The organism is Streptomyces sp. NPDC059255 (assembly GCF_042752355.1).
GTDB lineage: Bacteria > Actinomycetota > Actinomycetes > Streptomycetales > Streptomycetaceae > Streptomyces.
On sequence record NZ_JBHYZP010000048.1, the window covers coordinates 38,739 to 55,912 of the forward strand.

General features: G+C 70.1%; 16 protein-coding genes and 5 pseudogenes. 16 read left to right on the forward strand and 5 right to left on the reverse strand.

Annotated features, from left to right (window positions below):
• Window positions 1-210: 210 nt before the first annotated feature.
• Window positions 211-465 (forward strand): annotated as a pseudogene (locus ACFXKG_RS36845) (arsenic resistance protein); the annotation flags it as partial.
• Here ACFXKG_RS36845 and ACFXKG_RS36850 read toward each other — a convergent pair.
• Both ACFXKG_RS36850 and ACFXKG_RS36855 read right to left on the reverse strand, forming a co-directional pair.
• Window positions 466-687 (reverse strand): annotated as a pseudogene (locus tag ACFXKG_RS36850) (NADP-dependent oxidoreductase); the annotation flags it as partial.
• A 503-nt stretch (window positions 688-1,190) separates the two neighbouring features.
• A complete protein-coding gene (locus tag ACFXKG_RS36855) occupies window positions 1,191-2,165 on the reverse strand; it encodes an NADP-dependent oxidoreductase (protein ID WP_384848555.1) in 975 nt (324 codons plus the stop codon).
• A 69-nt stretch (window positions 2,166-2,234) separates the two neighbouring features.
• Here ACFXKG_RS36855 and ACFXKG_RS36860 point away from each other — a divergent pair, with 69 nt between their 5' ends.
• Complete coding sequence (locus ACFXKG_RS36860; protein WP_384848558.1) at window positions 2,235-3,218, forward strand: GlxA family transcriptional regulator; 984 nt, start codon at window positions 2,235-2,237, stop codon at window positions 3,216-3,218.
• Window positions 3,219-3,804: 586 nt separating this feature from the next.
• Here the strand turns inward: ACFXKG_RS36860 and ACFXKG_RS36865 are convergent.
• Entirely contained in the window at window positions 3,805-3,948 is a 144-nt protein-coding gene (locus tag ACFXKG_RS36865; protein ID WP_384848561.1) for a hypothetical protein, read from the reverse strand.
• A 300-nt stretch (window positions 3,949-4,248) separates the two neighbouring features.
• On the opposite strand from ACFXKG_RS36865, the gene ACFXKG_RS36870 reads away from it, so the two are divergent.
• From ACFXKG_RS36870 to ACFXKG_RS36890, 5 genes and pseudogenes are all read left to right on the forward strand, one after another.
• Window positions 4,249-5,553, forward strand: a complete 1,305-nt coding sequence (locus ACFXKG_RS36870) for a hypothetical protein (protein WP_384848564.1) — start codon at window positions 4,249-4,251, stop codon at window positions 5,551-5,553.
• Window positions 5,554-5,661: 108 nt separating this feature from the next.
• Window positions 5,662-7,450 (forward strand): annotated as a pseudogene (locus ACFXKG_RS36875) (type IV secretory system conjugative DNA transfer family protein).
• On the forward strand, window positions 7,447-8,370 hold the full coding sequence (locus ACFXKG_RS36880) for a hypothetical protein (RefSeq protein ID WP_384848567.1): 924 nt from the start codon (window positions 7,447-7,449) through the stop codon (window positions 8,368-8,370). The pseudogene ACFXKG_RS36875 and the gene ACFXKG_RS36880 overlap by 4 nt, the downstream one beginning before the upstream one ends.
• A 35-nt stretch (window positions 8,371-8,405) precedes the next feature.
• Window positions 8,406-8,654 carry a hypothetical protein gene (locus ACFXKG_RS36885; RefSeq protein ID WP_384848570.1) on the forward strand — a complete coding sequence of 83 codons (249 nt, stop codon included), beginning with the start codon at window positions 8,406-8,408 and terminating at the stop codon, window positions 8,652-8,654.
• Entirely contained in the window at window positions 8,651-9,820 is a 1,170-nt protein-coding gene (locus ACFXKG_RS36890; protein ID WP_384848572.1) for a DnaB-like helicase N-terminal domain-containing protein, read from the forward strand. Before ACFXKG_RS36885 ends, ACFXKG_RS36890 begins: the two co-directional genes overlap by 4 nt.
• Before the next feature lie 437 nt (window positions 9,821-10,257).
• On the opposite strand, the gene ACFXKG_RS36895 is transcribed toward ACFXKG_RS36890, so the two are convergent.
• A complete protein-coding gene (locus ACFXKG_RS36895) occupies window positions 10,258-10,440 on the reverse strand; it encodes a hypothetical protein (RefSeq protein WP_384848605.1) in 183 nt (60 codons plus the stop codon).
• Here ACFXKG_RS36895 and ACFXKG_RS36900 point away from each other — a divergent pair.
• The 9 genes and pseudogenes from ACFXKG_RS36900 to ACFXKG_RS36940 all read left to right on the forward strand — a co-directional run.
• A pseudogene (locus ACFXKG_RS36900) lies at window positions 10,399-10,506 on the forward strand (DNA methyltransferase); the annotation flags it as partial. The gene ACFXKG_RS36895 and the pseudogene ACFXKG_RS36900 sit on opposite strands and share 42 nt — an antisense overlap.
• 121 nt (window positions 10,507-10,627) lie before the next feature.
• A pseudogene (locus ACFXKG_RS36905) lies at window positions 10,628-11,530 on the forward strand (DNA cytosine methyltransferase); the annotation flags it as partial.
• Window positions 11,531-11,623: 93 nt separating this feature from the next.
• Complete coding sequence (locus tag ACFXKG_RS36910; RefSeq protein WP_384848575.1) at window positions 11,624-12,226, forward strand: DUF4913 domain-containing protein; 603 nt, start codon at window positions 11,624-11,626, stop codon at window positions 12,224-12,226.
• Window positions 12,223-13,098: a glycosyl hydrolase gene (locus ACFXKG_RS36915; protein ID WP_384848578.1), complete on the forward strand. Its 876-nt coding sequence runs from the start codon at window positions 12,223-12,225 to the stop codon at window positions 13,096-13,098. The genes ACFXKG_RS36910 and ACFXKG_RS36915 overlap by 4 nt, the downstream gene beginning before the upstream one ends.
• Entirely contained in the window at window positions 13,095-13,571 is a 477-nt protein-coding gene (locus ACFXKG_RS36920; protein WP_384848581.1) for a hypothetical protein, read from the forward strand. The genes ACFXKG_RS36915 and ACFXKG_RS36920 overlap by 4 nt, the downstream gene beginning before the upstream one ends.
• Entirely contained in the window at window positions 13,568-14,236 is a 669-nt protein-coding gene (locus tag ACFXKG_RS36925) for a hypothetical protein (RefSeq protein ID WP_384848584.1), read from the forward strand. Before ACFXKG_RS36920 ends, ACFXKG_RS36925 begins: the two co-directional genes overlap by 4 nt.
• 107 nt (window positions 14,237-14,343) lie before the next feature.
• On the forward strand, window positions 14,344-14,886 hold the full coding sequence (locus tag ACFXKG_RS36930) for a hypothetical protein (RefSeq protein WP_384848587.1): 543 nt from the start codon (window positions 14,344-14,346) through the stop codon (window positions 14,884-14,886).
• A gap of 56 nt (window positions 14,887-14,942) precedes the next feature.
• Window positions 14,943-15,788 carry a winged helix-turn-helix transcriptional regulator gene (locus ACFXKG_RS36935; RefSeq protein ID WP_384848590.1) on the forward strand — a complete coding sequence of 282 codons (846 nt, stop codon included), beginning with the start codon at window positions 14,943-14,945 and terminating at the stop codon, window positions 15,786-15,788.
• A 533-nt stretch (window positions 15,789-16,321) separates the two neighbouring features.
• Entirely contained in the window at window positions 16,322-16,810 is a 489-nt protein-coding gene (locus ACFXKG_RS36940) for a hypothetical protein (protein WP_384848593.1), read from the forward strand.
• Window positions 16,811-16,813: 3 nt separating this feature from the next.
• On the opposite strand, the gene ACFXKG_RS36945 is transcribed toward ACFXKG_RS36940, so the two are convergent.
• Window positions 16,814-17,080 (reverse strand): hypothetical protein, encoded by a 267-nt coding sequence (locus ACFXKG_RS36945; RefSeq protein WP_384848596.1) that lies wholly within the window; start codon window positions 17,078-17,080, stop codon window positions 16,814-16,816.
• Window positions 17,081-17,174 lie beyond the last annotated feature (94 nt).

Here is a 17,174-nt window from a genome sequence, read left to right on the forward strand (position 1 = left end):
ACCGCCCGCTGCGCGCAGAGCGACCAACATCGCCGTGGTGACGACCGCGAGCAGGCTAACAGACGATGCTCGATCAGCGACGCCCCACCGCAAGGCCCCCCGCGAATACACGACCAGCGTCAGCGCCCTCACAGGCGAGACCCCGTAACGAGCCAGCCGGATCCAAAGATCAGTAACTGGTGGCTTCTTGGCTCACCTCATAATCCCCCTGACGCGACGACCACCACGATGGTGCCTCTGATGGCCGCGACCCTGCTGGTCGTGGTCGCCTCCCCGGTCCCCAAGCTCGGCGACAGCCTGGCCGACATCGCCGCCGTCGTCCCCTTCTACGCCATGTTCCTCGTCGTCATGGCGTTCGCTGGCAAGGCCGTGGCCCGCCTGTTCCGCCTCGATGCCCCCGCCGGCCGGGCAATCGTCTTCACCGGCGCGACCCGCAACTCCCTTGTCGTCCTCCCCCTGGCCCTGATGGCCCACCCCGCCGGCCGCCGCGTGGATGAGGACGCGCTGCCCGGGCTGGACGTGGGCGGTGTCCACGAGTGCCTGGTAGGCGGTGAGCACAGCGAGGGGCAGAGCCCCTGCCTGGATGTGGTCGAGACCGGCGGGCTTGTGGGTGAACGCGCGGGCGGCCCCGGTCACGTACCCGGGGTGCGAACCGACCCCGCCGGGGTAGGGGAGCATTCCGAAGACCGCGTGATGCACGGCACCTTCACCCGCCCCATGCCGGACGGGAACGGCGGTTTCATCCAGCCGACCGGCAAGAAGTACGCCATCAACATGGCCACGGTCGGCATCTGGAACCGCCAGGGCACCATGGACGAGGAGTTCCTGTTCTGGGACAACCAGGCCTTCCACAGCCAGATCGGCCTGGCTGAGCCGGTGAGCGCGGGTCGCCCGAGGCCGATCTGGCCGACCCAGCGGGCGCCGCGGACCTGCAGGCGTTCTGCCCGGCGAGGAGGCCGCGGCGGTGTACGACTCGTCCTTGGAGCGCCGCGACCGGCGATGTGCTGGTCAGCGGGGCTCAGCAGCCAGGGCTGACCCGATCACCTCCGCCAGATCCGCCCGTCCGACCAGCGTGAAGACCGGAAGGAGAGCAAGTCGACGAGCGGCGGCGGCAGCGGTGGAACCCGGAGCCCGCCGCTTGAGCGAACCGGTCCGGACTGCCACCCACTGCTTTGCTCAGGGCCTGCGGTTCACCTCATGACGAGGACGATCTTCCCAGTGGTGCGGTTCGTCTCGCCCAGCGCGTGTGCCTTGGCGGCTTCAGCGAGGGGGAAGGTGGCCTCAATGTGGGCGCGCAGTTCTCCCGCCTCCACGAGGCCGGCGATCGCGCGCATACCGGCGTGGTCGTGTTCAACGAGCAGGGTCGCCTCCCGGACGCCCAGGTCGGCGGCCTTCTTCGCGTCCCCGGGATCGCCGGGGACCACCGAGACGACGATGCCGCCCTTGCGCAGGACGTCGAGCGACCGGCTCCGGGTCCGGCCGCCGAGCGGGTCCAGCACCACATCAATGTCGTGGGCCGCTTCGGTGAAGTCCACCTCGCGGTAGTCGATGACCTCGTCGGCGCCGATCTCCCGCAGGAAGGCATGCTTGCCCGAACTCGCCGTGGCGATCACATGGGCGCCTCGGGCCTTGGCGATCTGTACGGCGAGATGGCCGACGCCACCGGCGGCCGCGTGGATGAGCACCCGCTGCCCGGGCTGGACGTCGGCGGTGTCGACGAGCGCCTGGTAGGCGGTGAGTGCGGCGAGTGGCAGCGCACCCGCCTGGATGTGGTCGACGCCCGAGGGCTTGTGGGTGAAGGCACGGGCCGAACCGGTGACGTACTCGGCGTGCGAACCGACCCCGTACGGATACGGCAGCATTCCGAAGACCTCGTCACCCGGCTTGAAAAGGGTGACGCCGAAGCCGACTGCCTGGACGACGCCGGAGACGTCCCAGCCCAGGACGAGCGGCAGAGGGGTGAGGGAGGGGCCGCCGGCGCGGTTCTTCCAGTCGGTGGGGTTGATCCCGGCCGCGTGCACGGCGACAAGGATCTGGCTGACGCCCGGTTCCGGCCGGGGTAGCTCCACCTCCTGGAGTACCTCGGGGCCGCCGAAGGACTGCTGCTGCACGGCCCGCATGGTCGGTGCGGCCGTGGAGTCACTGTGTGGTGCTGATGTGCTCATGCGTCCAGACTGCTGGATGACAGCGACCGCAGCAATGGCATGAATGCCATTATTCGATAGGATCGCGCCATGAGAGCTGCGCATCGGGTGGTGGTCCTGGCGCTCGACGGTGTCTATCCGTTCGAACTGGGCATCCCCAGCAGGGTGTTCGGAGCCGCCGACGGCCGGTATGAGGTGCTGACCTGCACCGTCGACGGGCGGAGCGTGCAAACCCACTCGGACTTCTCGGTCGATGTGGCGCACGGCCCCGAGGTGCTGGCCACGGCCGGTACCGTGGTGATCCCGCCCTTCGATCCGGCACGTATCGCCAGGGAGCTGCCCGAGCGGGTGTCGGCCGCACTCGCCCTCATCCCGTCGGGCGCCCGCACCGTCTCCATCTGCACCGGTGCCTTCGTGCTCGCCTCGGCCGGACTACTCGACGGGCGTCCCGCCACCACGCACTGGGCGGTGGCCGACACCTTCCGGCAGTGGTTTCCCGAGGTGGCACTGGATCCCGGCGTGCTGTTCGTGGACGACGGCGACATCCTGACCTCGGCCGGTGCCGCGTCCGGTGTGGACGTGTGCATGCACATCGTGCGCAGGGACCATGGCAGCGAGCTCGCCAACCATGTGGCGCGCCAGTGCGTGGTCCCGCCGTGGCGGGACGGAGGTCAGGCGCAGTACATCGAGCAGCCCGTCCCCCCCGCCACCGGGCACGGGACGGCCGCCACCCGCCAGTGGGCCCTCGAACGCCTCGACGAACCACTGACGCTGGGTGACCTCGCCGGACACGCCCGGATGAGTCTCCGGACCTTCGCCCGCCGATTCAACGACGAGGTCGGTATGAGCCCTGGGCGCTGGCTCATCCAACAGCGTGTCAACAGGGCTTGCCGGCTGCTGGAGACCACGGATCTGCCGGTGGACGAGGTCGCCCGCTGTGTGGGCTTTGGCACCGGCGCGTCCCTGCGGCAGCACCTGCATGCCGCCATCGGTGTGTCACCTATCGCCTACCGGCGTACCTTCCGCGCCGACCACCGCTCCACGGATGCCGGGGAGACCCAGGGGGCGGCTTGATCACTACGGGGTCGAGCATGGACGGCGGACGCGTCCGAGTCGGAGTGAGACGCAACCTGCCACTCCGACGCTGACCATCCGAACTGGAAGGACTCATGGCTCCCGGGCCACACTGACCCGCGCGTCCTCACCTCTGATCGCCTGCGGCCAGCGGTCATCAAGACACCCGCCGCTTCCCGGCAGGCACTACAGGCATTCTCCCGTTCCGGCAGCCACCAGTGGCCGGACGGCGACATGCCGGTTTCCCGGATCCCGCACAGCGTCCTGTCGAAGATGCCGAAGGCGTGGGAGACACCAGAGGGAAGGCCATCCGCGACAGCCCTCTCCCAGCGCATCTCCATGGGCAGGTACGGCGGTCGCGAGATCTCGAACCACTCGCCGCCCACATGAGTGGCGGCATGGCACCAGGAACAGGACCAGATCTCCTCTTCCCAGGCCGCCGGCGACACCGGCCACCGCCACATCGGCCGCCCACACACATCACACTCCACAAAGCGGATCCCTCACACGCCGGCACGGGCCGCCCCAAGCCGCTGACATCGCGCCAGTTACCAAACACCCCCGCCAGGACAAAACGCTCTTTTAGTCATTCCTCAAGTTCGGCCAAGTCGCCGCCACACCCGCGCACCACTTTGGTACACGCAGTGGAGATAGGCAGATCGGCGAACGAGAGATTCAGGGCGGTGATGTCGAGTCGGCTCTCGGACGTTGGGGGCTTCTCCTTCGTCATGACCTGAGCCTCGCGCACCCCAGGACCGGCAGATCGGCGACACCCTCGCAGGTCACCCGTCCGCGCTGGAGTACGCCCGCAGGTACCTGCGCCGCACCGGTCCCACCTGCCTGATGCGGTTCGCCGGACATCACTCCTGGGCCAAACCAGCGGTAGTCGGCCTAGACGTCGGCGCCCCGAAGCGAGCGGCAGTCTTTACCAGCGATCTCCGGCCGAGCCAAATCGCGGATTCTGCGGATTCTCTCTCTGCCGGCCCGAGCACTCGGGTCTTTCTCGCTACTCCCGTCCGAGGTGGATGCCGTGATCGCTCGCCTGCAGCGCGCCAGCAACACCGCTGGCCTGCTCACACACCTGTACGGGCCTGGCGAACGCGGCCAGCACTCCGACCCCCGGCTGATCGCGGGGGACGGTCACGGGGCACCGGTCGATCTGCTCGCCGAGTCCGACTCGCTGACCTACTTGGCCCACGCGCTCGACACGCCCGTCGAACGTCTGGGGGCCCGTGCCCCCGAGCGGCCGACGTGGATCTGCTCGGTCCGTTCCGACCCGTGCCGGCCGGACCTCACCGATTCGCAGTGGGCTGCTGTCGCCCGCCGCCTGGTGGCCGCCACCGGCATCGCCCCGGCCGGCGATCCGGACGCGTGCCGGTGGATCGCCCTGCGCAACCAGCCCCGGCAGGTGCATGTCGTGGCCACCCTCGCTCGTGAGGACGGCAGCCTCCACAACGCCTACCGCGACGCCTTCCGCCTCCAAACGGAGTGCCGCCGAATCGCCACCGAACTGGGTCACCTCACCACCCCACCAGAACCGATATCCCAAGCCCTGGAGACCCACGTGCCCGCCCCCTCCATCACCATCACCGCCGAGCCCAGCGGCAGCGTCTCGGCGAAGGGCGCCAGCGACGACCTCTCCGCCACCCTCCTCAAACACGCCGGCTTCCAGCAGATCCAGGACTGGTACGGCCGCCGCCACCGCCTGCCCACCACGACCCCCGCCGTCGACCGCGCGGCCATCGCCACCCACGCGGCCGAGATGCTTCGTGCCGCCCGCTACGGAGTCGACCTCGACCCCTCCCTCGACTCCGGCCTCACGGCCACACCGGCAAACCCGCTCGCGCCCTACACCGCCGGAGCGGAACTCCTCCGCCTCACCGACCAGATCAGGTCAGCCGAGAACGGTGACGACCTTCGGCGGGCGGTCGACCACCTTCTTCACCCCGAACACGGCGCACTGGAGCGTGTGCGGGAAGCGCTGGAGGCGGCAGGCGAACAGATCACCGACCTCGACGACGAGGCGTGTCAACTCGCCGACCGGTTTGGGTTCGCTGCGGAGTTCGTCAGCTCGGCCCAGTCGGAACTCCATGATTCACACGTCGAGTTGCTCGGTATCGGCGGCACGCAGCAGCCCCAGACCGAGGCAGGGAATCAGTCTCCGGGGCTCCCCGGCCCCCAAGCCGCCGCTCTCGCCACTTCGCCCGCAGCGGCCATGGAGCGTGCTGCCCGTACCTCCTCACCGAAGGCTGCCGCCCAGCGCACGAGGTCGCCGGTCGGCTCCGCCGACGCGGCTCCGAGCACTCCGCCGCCCCGAGCCCCTCGCACTCGATAGCCCAGACCACCGACCCCCTTCCTGAACAGGAGCTTTTTCGATGACCAGCAGAAGAGCGCCGCGCGCCCCGCCACCGTTACTCGCCTTCGCTCACTTCCAGGACTCACCATGCCCGCACCGCGCACCAGCGCGCCCTCGACCACCACCGGGTCGGACGCGCTCCTCTACCCCCTCTTCGGCATACTCGGCATCACGCTCGCCTTCGGATCGCTGGCCTGGCTGAGCGGCAATCTCACCAACTCCTCCTTTGGGAGCGGGCCTTGGTCTCCGTACAGGGCCACTGACGCACTTCTTCATCCCGAAGCGCTGTGGCCGAACCTGAGCCCCACCGCCCTGCTGGTCGGCGCCCGGATCATCCCCGGCCTGCTGTCCCTCTGCCTCACCGTCCTCGGCCTGGTGCTGTGGACGCGCCTGCGCGGCGGCCCGAAGAACGGCCTCGCCCGGAAGGCCGACCTCGCCCCCCTGCTGGACAAGGAGAGCACCGCCAAGGCCAGGAGCCTGCGGCCGTCCCTGAGCGGCCGGGAGTGTAAAAGAGGTCGCCCCTGCCGACCGCGGCATCCTTCTCGGCGCCCTTTCCCCGGGACGGGCCCATGTCCGCGCGTCCTGGGAGGACGTGATCGTCGCGATCATGGCTCCGCGTTCCGGAAAGACCTCCGGGCTCGCGATTCCCGCGATTCTCGCGGCGCCCGGCCCGGTCCTGCTCACCAGTAACAAGGCCGCGAACGACGCCTTCACCGCGACGGTGGACGCTCGGGGCGAGGTCGGTGCGATCTGGACGCTCGACCCGCAGCAGATCGCCCACCACCCGCGCGAGATGTGGTGGGACATCCTGGCCGACGCCCGCGACCTCGCCGGGGCGAAACGTCTGGCCGGGCACTTCGTCGCCGCCAGCGTGGACGAGTCGAACGGCTCCGACTTCTGGTCCACCGCCGCGAGCAACACGCTCGGCGCGCTGTTCCTCGCCGCCGCCAGCCACCACCGCCCGATCACCGACGTCCTGGCCTGGCTCGCGTCCCCCGCCGACCGGACCCCGGTCGACCTGCTCACCGATGCCGGCCACGACGCGGTCGCGGCCCAGCTCCAGGGGACCGTCTCCGGCGCGACGGAAACCCGCGACGGAATCTTCGAGACGGCGCGGCAGTACGCGAGCTGCCTGCTCGACCCGGACGTCGCAGCGTGGGTCACCCCCGCCAAGGACCTCCCCGAGTTCAAGCCCTTCGCGTTCGCCACGTCCCGCGACACCCTGTACCTGTTGAGCAAGGACGGCGGCGGAAGCGCGAGCGCGATCATCGCAGCAGCGGCCGACGCCGTGATGCGCGCGGCCGTGGTCGTCGCCGAGCGCTCCGGCGGACGGCTGGACCCGCCCGCGCTGTGCGTCCTCGACGAGGCCGCGAACGTGTGCAAAATCAGCGATCTCCCCGACCTGTACAGCCACTTGGGCAGCCGGGGCGTCATCCCGATGACGATCCTGCAGTCCTACCGGCAGGGCCAGCGCTGCTGGGGCGAGGCCGGAATGGACGCCCTCTGGTCCGCCGCCACCGTCAAGATCATCGGTTCGGGTATCGACGACGCGGACTTCGCCGACCGGCTCAGCAGGCAGGTCGGTGACCACGACGTGCAGACCACCTCGGTGTCGACCAGCGACGGCGGCAAGTCCACCTCCGTGAGCATGCGCACCGAGCGGATCTTGCCGCCCGACGCGATCCGCGCTCTGCCCAAGGGCAAGGCGCTGCTCCTGGCCACAGGCATCCGGGTCGCCATGCTCGACCTCCGGCCCTGGTACAAGGAGCCGTCCGCCAAGGTGGTCGGCCCGGCTTCGGCCCGTGCGACGAAGGCGATCACCGAACGGGCCCTCGCGAAGACCCACGGCCGTGACGACTTCGGGCTGTCGGCATGAGCGCCCCCGCCCTGCAGGTGCTGTCGCTCGGCGCCGGCGTGCAGTCGACGTGCCTGCTGCTGATGGCTACCGAAGGGCACCTGCCCGGACTGGACGTGGCCGTCTTCGCCGACACCGGCTGGGAGCCGCGCGCGGTCTACGAGCACCTCGACAGGATCGACCGGGAGATCGCCGCGCCGGCCGGGATACCGATCCTGCGGGTGTCTTCGGGCAACATCCGCTCCGACGCCCTGGACCCGGCCAAGCGGTTCGCTTCCATGCCGCTGCACATCCTCAACCCAGCAGGGACTGAGGGGATGTCGCGTAGGCAGTGCACGGGTCAGTACAAACTCCGGCCCATCAAGGAGAAGGTGCGCGAGCTGCTCGGCTACCCGCATCCGCGGCGGATCCCCGCCGGGATCTTCGTCGAGCAGTGGATCGGCATCTCGGTAGACGAATTCCACCGGGCGAAAGACGCTGACGTCGCCTACATGAAGAACCGGTTCCCCCTGATCGAGCAGAACTTCTCCCGAGCGGACTGTCTACGGCTGCTGCGCTCGCGCGGCCTCGCATCGACTCCCCGGAGCGCATGTCTGGGGTGCCCGTATCACGGCAACGCCCAGTGGAGGGCGCTGCGGGACGACTCCCCCGACGAATGGGAAGACGTCGTCGCCTTCGACGCCGCGATCCGCTCGGGCAACGCCAGGGCGACCGCCGAAGGCAACCCGCTGCTCGGTCAGGCGTACCTGCACCGCTCCCGCCGGCCACTCGGCCAGGCGCCCATCGACCGCGTCACCGCGCACGAGTGGTCCCGCCGCCAGGGCGACCTCTTCGACGCCATCACGGACACGGAACTGGAGAACGGCGACGTCGAGGGCTGCTCACCCTGGTCCTGCCGCTCCGGCACCCCGGTCAGGGACGACCTCGACCTCGCGAGCTGAAACCTTTCCGCCCCTATCACCGATCAGGACCACCCATGTCTTCCTTCCATCACCCAACACCTCAGCCACCGAACGACGTCGAGCTGGCTGGCTCGGCCGCCCTGCGTCGACAGGGCGTCTGGTGCCTGCGCAGCGGCATCGGCTCCGTCCCCATCAACGATGGGGAGTTCAGCCGAACGCTGGACGGCTTCGCCACCTTGACGGCCGCCGCCGACCACGCCGTCGCACGGCTCGACGAGCAATACCTCACGCCGTCTGGTGTCTGGATCGAGGGTGCGCGGTGACGCCGCTACTCCGTGCGGAGCAGGCGGTGCTTGGTTCCGTGCTGCTCGACCCGGATCAGCTCTCGCACCTGGGCTGGCTCGCACCGGATCACTTCTACCGGCCGATTCACCGGGCGCTGTTCGCCGCGTTGCGCAAGCTCCGGGACGACGGCCACCCCGCCCTGGCCGAAGAGTCCGTACCGCTCTCCTGGGTGACCGATGCAGTCAACGAGGCCGGCCTCCACGTACGGGGGCTGACCGCGGTGTATGCCCACTCCCTGATCTCGGCCTGCCCGCGTCCCGCGCACGCTCCGGTGTACGGCCGCATGGTGCTGGAGGGCGCGATCCATCGCAGCGTCACGGAACACGCGATCCGCCTTCACCAGGCGGCTCGCGCCGACGCCCTGCAGGGCGAAGTCGAGGGAGCCCTGCATTACGCGGATGTCCTTACCGGCGTGCTCAGCGATCTCGCTCAGCGCTGGGGCACCGAACCACGCCCGGTCGCACCGACTGCTCCGCCGACCACCGTCCCAGCCGTGCCACCGCCGGTTCGGGCCGACCAGGTCGCCGAGGACGAGCGGTTCCTTCTCGCCGTCCTCGCTGAGCAGCCAAACGCCGTGGACGAGGTCGTCGGCTGGCTGCGGCCTGACGACTTCGCCGACCCCGCCCACGGGCAGCTCTACCACTGCCTCGGCGCGCTGCACCACCGAGGTGAGCCCATCGATCGGGTCACCTTGCTCTGGGAGGCCCAGCGACGTGGGCTTCTGGCCGACGGGACGCTCTCCGGCGATCGGCTCACCAACATCTGCGACGGAGTGGGCCCAGGCAGCACCGAATGGCTCGGCAAGCTGGTGATGCGCTCGTCGGTCACCCGCACGGCGGCGACCTCCGCACGTGCTATCCGGGCCCTGGCAGAGAACGAAGCTCTGGCCCCCGGGCGGCTCATCAATCACGCATTGCACGCGCTCGGTCCCCTCGATGAAGTGCGCTCCCGCTGGCAGGCGGCGAACGGCCACCCCGCACCGACGCCGACGGCCCCGGCCCGCTCGCCGACCGGGCCGCCCCCTGCGCAGGTGCACGCGGCGCTCGCCCGCAGCGCACCGCGCCCAACCTCGCCATCCTCGGCACGGCCGGAGTCTGCCCCCAGCCCGGCCGCCGTGCGACCGCCATCTCGCGGACACGGCTGACCCTCCCCCCTTACGTCGCTCGTCCTTCCCCTTGGAATTCACCATGAACAACACCCCGGTCTCCGACGCCCTGGCCCTGCTCGCCACCGCCTCCGCGTTCGATGCCCAGCGCGGCAAGCTCCCGGTCCCCGGAGACCCCCACAGTGCGCGGGTCATCACCGGCTTCGCCGCCGCCCATGGACCCGCCGGCGAAGCGGCATCCGCTCTCGGGACAGTGGCCCACCAGCTTGCGTTCCTGAACCAGACCAAGCACCTTCGCGACCAGCCCGATGCCCGGGACACGCGGGAGGCTGCTGTGCGGGTCACGGATGACGCGCTCGGCCTGGCGAACACGGCCCTACGCGAAGCCGCCGATTCCCTTCACGCCACGTCGGCGACGGTCTCGCCCCCGTCCCATCGGCTGCAGACAGCCCGTAGCCGGTCCGCGACCGCGGGTCTCACATCCGCTTCGCCTTCGCCTGCCGTCCCGGGAGCAGCAGCTCCTGCGGACCAGATCGCTCGGGGTCGGTGACATGCAGACCACCGCCGCGGGCCCTCCGCTGATCGGCTCGCTCTGCTCGGGGTACGGCGGGCTGGACCTGGGCGTCCAGTCCGCGCTCGGCGGCACGCTGGCCTGGCACGCGGAGGTCAATCCGAACGCCTCGCGCATCCTGGCCCGCCACTGGCCCGGCGTTCCGAACCTGGGCGACATCACGACCGTCAACTGGGCCGTCGTGCCCCGGGTGTGCGTCCTGACGGCGGGCTTCCCCTGTCAAAGACGTCTCGGTCGCCGGCCGTCGGGCCGGACTCAACGCCCAGACCCGCTCCGGGCTATGGCTGCACGTCGCCCGTGCGGTCGAAGCCCTCCGACCCTGCCTGGTGGTGATCGAGAATGTGCGCGGCCTCCTCACCTCACCCGCCGGTTCCCCTGGCGACGTGGAATTCTGCCCGTGGTGTCTGGGAAACACCCCAGGCCAGCCTCCTCTGCGGGCACTCGGTGCCGTACTCGGATCCCTGGCCGACCTCCGGTACGACGCGAAGTGGCTCGTGCTTCGCGCCTCCGATATCGGAGCCCCGCACCGGCGCGAGCGCACTTTCCTCGTCGCCTGGCCCGCCGAACACGCTGTTCAAGACGCCGACCAGCAACATCGCGAAGAACGGCGGCTCGCAACACCCTTCAAAGAGGAAGAGCGGAGGACACGGCCCGAACCTGACCGACGAGGTGGAGTGGCTCCTGCCTACTCCAAAGGCGTCGGACGGAATCAAGGGCTCGCCCAACCAGCGCCACGGCAATGGGGACATGACCCTGCCGAGCGCGGCGGCGTCGCTGCTGTCCACCCCGCGGGCCCGCGACACGGGCACGCCGGGACGCCGACCGGGCAAGGGATGGCGCCCTCCGCTGTCGGCAGTGGTTCTGCCGCTCTGGACGGAATCGGCTCCGGAACCCGGAGGACCGACCAGCGATGGGGAGCGTACGCAGCCGCCATCACCCGATGGGAGATGCTCACCCGCCCCGCGCCCCCGCCCACCGATGCGGCCGGACGCCTTCGCGCCGACTTCGTGGAGTGGATGCAGGGCCTGGAGCCCGGCTGGGTCACCGCCACCCCCGGGCTCGGACGACCGGCTCAACTCACCGCGCTGGGCAACGGCGTTGTGCCTCAACAGGCCCACCGAGCAGTGCAGTTGCTGGCTGCGCCCTTCCCGCGCTGCCCTCGCTGCGCGACGGCGTAGCGCCCCACTACCGGGTTTTCCCGGCCGGGCCAAATCGCGGTTTCTCCGGATCCTCTTCCTCATGTCGCCGTCTCACAGATGGAGCACGCCCCCATGTCCGACACCAGCACGACCGCCCCCGACCCGGAGCCGTTCCGCGTCCCCGACGGGGACCTCGACGACCTCGCCAGCACCCTCGCCAAGACGATGGCCGAGGTCAGGCAGCACGGCGTCATCCTCGACCGCCTGGGCTCCGAGCCCGCCCCCGCCTCCGCCGAGCTTCCTTCACCTGTTGGCGTTCCGGCCGCCCCGGCAGACTTCGCGCAGGGCGATGGCCCCGCTTCGGTGTTCGTCCTCGCCCTGGGCGGCGAGGCGTACGCGATCGAGATCGCCGCGCTCAGCGACTGGGTGAACTACCTGTTCCTCCCGGTGTACGGCCGGGAGATCAGCACCAGCCGCCCGTGGTGCGCGCAGTGGCACGAACACCCCGAGGCCGTCGCCCGACTGCACGCCCTCTGGCTCGCGTGGCAGCAGCTCACCGACGCCGAGGCCGGCCTGTCCGGTCCCTCGGTGTGGCACCGCGACCACCTCGACCAGACGCTCGTCCATCTCCGCGCTCCCGACGGCCCCTTCGCCGCCTGCACGACGAGCCCGACCCGGCCCAACCACCGCGTGCTGACCACCCCCGCGCCCGAGCAACTGGGGCTGGCGGCATGAGCAACGAACCAGCCTTCGGCCCCTACGATTCCGCGCTCGGCGACGCGGACTCCGCGAACGCCGAGCTGGGGTGGTTTTGGCCCGCCGACCCAGCGGCCAGCGAACTCGACTTCCGTCTCGACGACTTCGAGCCTGCCGACGCGGCCTCCAAGCTCGCGGCGGAGGCGTTTTGGCCGGACGACCTGACGGTCATGGCCAAACACCAGACCGTTCCTCACGGCTCTCACACCTTCGTCGTCGCCCACGACCGATCCATGACCTGGGGTATTCCGGGCGATCCGCAGGTAGTCGCGATCATGGTCGCGCGAGATCTCAGCCTGGACACGTTCACCTTCGAGTCGACCTACCACGCCACCGTGGCCTTCGCGCAGAACTGGCTGATCAAACGCGGATGCCCACCCGGGCCAATCGCTCAGGTCGACGGGAACTTCATGAAGCCCGCCGACGACCTCACCGTCCAGATCGAGCAGCAGATACGGGAGTCGGGCGCCCGGTACGAGGTCCTCGCCAGCGAGACCTCGGACTTCGACCCGTGCGAGACCTGGACCCTGACCCGGGACTCCAGCACCGACCAGGCACCGATTCGAGTCTTCCTCGAAGAGGGCGACGCGGACGCCCACACGTACACGATGCGCGAGGGCGCCTTCGCCGATGAGGGTGCCGCCCGCTCCTGGCTGGACGACCGCAGCGGTCCGCTCCCGGAGCCGCCGGAGTACAGCGATCACAACGGTGCCGTCGTCCGGGCCCGTGTCGTCCGCATCGCCCTCGCCCGGTCGACAGGTGCCTCCGCGACGCGGGGGGCGGGACTCGACACCTCCCGTACGCCACCGCCGGGGCCAGCACAGCGCCCCGGCCAGGGGCCGCTGCTGTGAGCCGCGCCCGTTTCGCCTTCGCCGCACATCCCGATGCCATCGCGGACCTCCGGGAACTTCCCGACGACATGCGCGACTTGGCTCTGCTGGAACTGCAGAACCTGGTTCACGGCAGCGATGACTGCCTGCCGTTGAAGGGACGCCTCGCGGGCTTCCACAAGGTGTACGTCGATCCGTCCGTCTCCTACCGGATGGTCATCCAGTTCCGCCCGGCTCCGCCGACCTCGCACCACAAGCGCGAGATATACCTCGTCGCCGCCGGCAGCAGGAAGGACTATGCGGTCTACCGCGCGGCGCACCTGCGTACCGGCCCCCACCAGGACGCCGAGGCAGCCTCCGCCTCCCAGGCGCGTGTGCGGGCCGCCCGATCCCGCTCGCCCCGCGCAGTCGACCAGCCGACTGCGGTCCCGGCAACTCCTGCCGCAGCAGTCCAACCCGCTGCTGCCGCTCCTCGAAAGGCTCCCCAGCGATGACCGCCGACCGCACCCCCCTGGCCCGTACCGAACTGGCCGACCTCCTCACCGAGGCTGCGCACAGCGTCTCCAGCATCCTCACTGCCGAGTACCCGACGGCCGCCAGTCGTTCCTACCTGCACCCTGTGCTCGGTGCACTGTCCGCCGGGCCCCGGGTCGTCTGCGAGCTGAGCGACCGCTTCGAAGGCTTCGTGGCCGACGATCCTCTTCCCACCACGCCAGCGGGTCTGTTCACCCTGGCCTCATACGCATCGGCGCTGGGATGGCTCACCGAGTCCCTCGCGGAGCTGACCGCCTCGGTCGACCGCATCTGCACGCGCGTTGGTATCCCCACGCAGCCGCCGGAGCCGGCCTTCGCCGCACGGGCCAGTGTTGAGCAGAACGCCGAGTTCGACTTCACCTTCAGCGCCCTGGAGTTGGCGGCGATCCGTACCGCGGCTGAGGCCGCCGGCCTCGCGCCGGTCGACTACGTCGAGGTGCTCTCCGAGTCCCTGCTCTCCGCCTCCAGGATCACCGACGCCTGCATGGAGATATCCAGCGGCCTGCTGGAAGACGCCGCATACGTCCTCGGCGAGGCGACCGATCAGGTCTCGATCGGCGACGGACCCGAGAGCCTGCCCACCCTGGTCCGCTCCCTGCTCGCGCGGATGGAGGCAACTCAGTGAACGCGCAGAACGCCACTGCGCAGCCCGGTGCGCCGCCCGCACCTGCGACAAGCCCGACCGCCAGGCCGCTCCGTTCCCGCTAGATACCCGTTGAAAGGGCGCCCCCCATGTCCACCGTGATCTACACACGCCGTCTGGTCGAACACCGCTACGGCCACCCGCTGGAGAAGCTGCACCGCGGCCTCGCTTCCGGCCGGTCCGACGACCCCGTCCTGCCCATCCTGCTGCGACGGCTCGACGGACTCGCTCAGACCAGCGCCGATGCCCAGTCAGCCCGCCGCAACCTCGAAGCAGCCTGGAGGGGCCACCGCTCCGGCGAACCCGCCTTCAAGGATCTCGTTCTCCTGTACGCGACCGAAGTCGTCGACCTCGAACGCCAGGAACAGAGCGAGGCGGAAGCGGTCTGGGACCTGTTGGATGTCCGCCTCCTCCTGGACCGGAGTTCCGCTCGGCGGTCGTCGGCCCATCGAGTCGCCCCTGCTCCTGACGATCGGGAGCTGCTGGACATCGCCCGCGAGGTCGCTGCCGGCCTGCAGCGCCTCAACCGCGAGGCCCTGCGGCGTGGCCTGCGCAAGCGCGGTGTCCCCGTCAGCAACCGCCGCCTCGGCGTCGTGCTCCAGAGGCTTCGAGCCGAGAGCGCCTTCCGCTGACCACCCGGTCGAGTCACAGATCCCACAATTCGCTCTGCCTCAATGGAGTTCATCCCATGTCCGCCACCTCTTCCTCCTCCGCCACCACGATCGGCTCGGTCGATGCCCAGCGTGTCGAGGACGCTCTTTCCCTGATAGCACCGAAGTGGACCACCTGGTCGGCGCAGACCCTGGCGCAACAGAGCAGCCCCATGCGTGTGCGCGACGTCGCCGCCAGGCTCCCCTTCGTCAGCGAGCAGCTCGTCAGCAAGCGGCTGGCCCAGATGCACGCTGATGGGCTGGTCACCCGAGTCGGCGACCGCCACGGGGCTCCGTATCAGCTCACCGCTTTCGGCGAATCGCTGTCTCGGGTGCACGACGCCCTTTCCGACTGGTCCCAGGCCAACCTCTCGCTCGGCGGCCGAGTAGCCGGTGCCGAACGCGTTGAGGACGCTGTGCGGCGTCTGCACCTGCGGGATTCGACCGCCGTGATCCAGGTTCTCCACGCGGGCGGCCCCATGCGGTTCGTCCACATCGCCGAGGAGGCCAGCCTGGACAACGGCTGGACCAGGCAGCGACTCAACCGGCTTCAGGCCGACGGCCTGGTCGCCCGTACCGGGCCCCGCCACGGCGACCCGTACGTCCTGACCGACGCCGGGCGGGTGCTCGGCCCCGTCTACGCAGCCGTCGAGCACTGGAGTGGCCCCGTCACCACGCGGCACCGCTCAGCACCGCCGACCCCTGTTGCGGCGGCCACCCGGACCCACACCGGAGTCCCGCTGGCGTCGGACAACACTCGAACCGCAGCCGCCCTGCGCCGGAGCGCCGCCGCGCCGAGCGCCCTGTTCAGCCACGCGCCGCAGCCGCAACCGCGGGTGCCCGCAACCGCCACCGCCCAGTCGACGCCCTCACGGGGCCGGTGATCCACGTGGCGCTGAGAGCCGAACACGCCTCCTCTTTGCCACGGCGCCCGCGTGCTCCCGAGCAGCCCTTCCCGCTGTGCACGCGGGCGCGTTCCCCCACGCCCGGAGCCTGGCCCATGAACCCCCAGCCCAATGACAAGTACCGCTACCAAGAGGTACTGGTCAGCCCCATGTACCTCGCCGGTTCCAACGGGAACGGATCGCGAGGTCGCGCACTCGGTCTCGCTCACCCCGGTCAGCCCGCCCATCCCCCAGGTTCCTCGGGCTCTCACCCCTCTTGACGTGCGCCGTACCGCGGTCACGCAGGCCGTCCACCGGGCCGCACGTTTTCCTCGGACAGCCGCCGACCTGCGGGTCATGGCCGCGCGCAGTCGTACAGGGGCCTCGGCGCAGAACCGTCGAGCAGCCCTGCGCCCGCTCTCGGGTTCAGGCCGCCCGCCAACCCGACGCCCTCACGCCAAAGCCGCTGACCGCTTCGGCCCTTTGCGACAACCCGTCCGCCCGAAGCGCCCTTCGAATGCCGGGAGTTCACCATGCCTGACGCCACCACGCTTGATCAGGCCACGACCATGATCGAGAAAACCTGGGGCCGCCCGATTGAAGTTCTGGAGTCCATCGCGGTCCGTAGCCCCAGCGAGGACCCCCTCTTGCGCTCGGTGATGCACATCCGCTCGTCCTTGGTCGTCACCGACACCGCCGTGGCTGTTCACCAGGACCGTCTGCACGCCCTCTCGCGGCCCGGCCGTGTGCCGGCCTTCTACGACCTGGAACGGATCACCGGCTCAGCGGCGGACCTTCGCGTCGCTCAAGCCGAGAGCCGGACTTCTCTTCAGGCCATCAGCCATGTGATCGAAGCGCGTGAATCCGCCGCGACCGCGGACCGGGCCCCGGCAGCTCGGCTGGCCCAGGCCGCTGTCGCCCGCTCGGGGCACGCTTCGCGCGCCCTGGGCCAGTCACCCGATCAGCCCGCTCCTTCGGCCGCTTCCGGCCTGTCGGTGGCGGCGCTGGGGCCGCACCGCTGATGGTCAGCTGAGGTCCTCGTCACGGTGGGCGTCCCAGATACGGGAGCCCACGGCGCGGGCCAGGTCGTCCAACGTCAACTCGACGCGACGTCCATCCGCGCTCCGCCCCTCCCCCACGGCGTCCTCGTCTCGCCGTCCGTCGGACTGGACACCGACAGCCCACTGGCCGTCAGCGACCATCGCGACGTCGCCCACCGTCCAGGGTCGCCCGGCGGCGCGGATCTTGCGTTCCAGCCCTGCCCCGTCCCAGTGTCTGCTCGGCTCCGTCATCCCTGCTCCCCCTTCGATCCTGTGCGGCCCATCGCCGCAACCCAACTAGGACAACCGCGTTGACCGATCCATTCCCGGCGCCAGCGTCCCCCCC

Excerpts from the sequence above, each read along its gene's own strand:
- ACFXKG_RS36915 (WP_384848578.1), top strand. The coding sequence starts at position 12,223 with ATGAGCAACGAACCAGCCTTCGGCCCCTACGATTCCGCGCTCGGCGAC.
- ACFXKG_RS36925 (WP_384848584.1), top strand. The coding sequence starts at position 13,568 with ATGACCGCCGACCGCACCCCCCTGGCCCGTACCGAACTGGCCGACCTC.
- ACFXKG_RS36945 (WP_384848596.1), bottom strand. The coding sequence starts at position 17,080 with ATGACGGAGCCGAGCAGACACTGGGACGGGGCAGGGCTGGAACGCAAG.
- ACFXKG_RS36885 (WP_384848570.1), top strand. The coding sequence starts at position 8,406 with ATGTCTTCCTTCCATCACCCAACACCTCAGCCACCGAACGACGTCGAG.
- ACFXKG_RS36855 (WP_384848555.1), bottom strand. The coding sequence starts at position 2,165 with ATGAGCACATCAGCACCACACAGTGACTCCACGGCCGCACCGACCATG.
- ACFXKG_RS36910 (WP_384848575.1), top strand. The coding sequence starts at position 11,624 with ATGTCCGACACCAGCACGACCGCCCCCGACCCGGAGCCGTTCCGCGTC.
- ACFXKG_RS36940 (WP_384848593.1), top strand. The coding sequence starts at position 16,322 with ATGCCTGACGCCACCACGCTTGATCAGGCCACGACCATGATCGAGAAA.
- ACFXKG_RS36860 (WP_384848558.1), top strand. The coding sequence starts at position 2,235 with ATGAGAGCTGCGCATCGGGTGGTGGTCCTGGCGCTCGACGGTGTCTAT.
- ACFXKG_RS36865 (WP_384848561.1), bottom strand. The coding sequence starts at position 3,948 with ATGACGAAGGAGAAGCCCCCAACGTCCGAGAGCCGACTCGACATCACC.
- ACFXKG_RS36880 (WP_384848567.1), top strand. The coding sequence starts at position 7,447 with ATGAGCGCCCCCGCCCTGCAGGTGCTGTCGCTCGGCGCCGGCGTGCAG.
- ACFXKG_RS36930 (WP_384848587.1), top strand. The coding sequence starts at position 14,344 with ATGTCCACCGTGATCTACACACGCCGTCTGGTCGAACACCGCTACGGC.
- ACFXKG_RS36935 (WP_384848590.1), top strand. The coding sequence starts at position 14,943 with ATGTCCGCCACCTCTTCCTCCTCCGCCACCACGATCGGCTCGGTCGAT.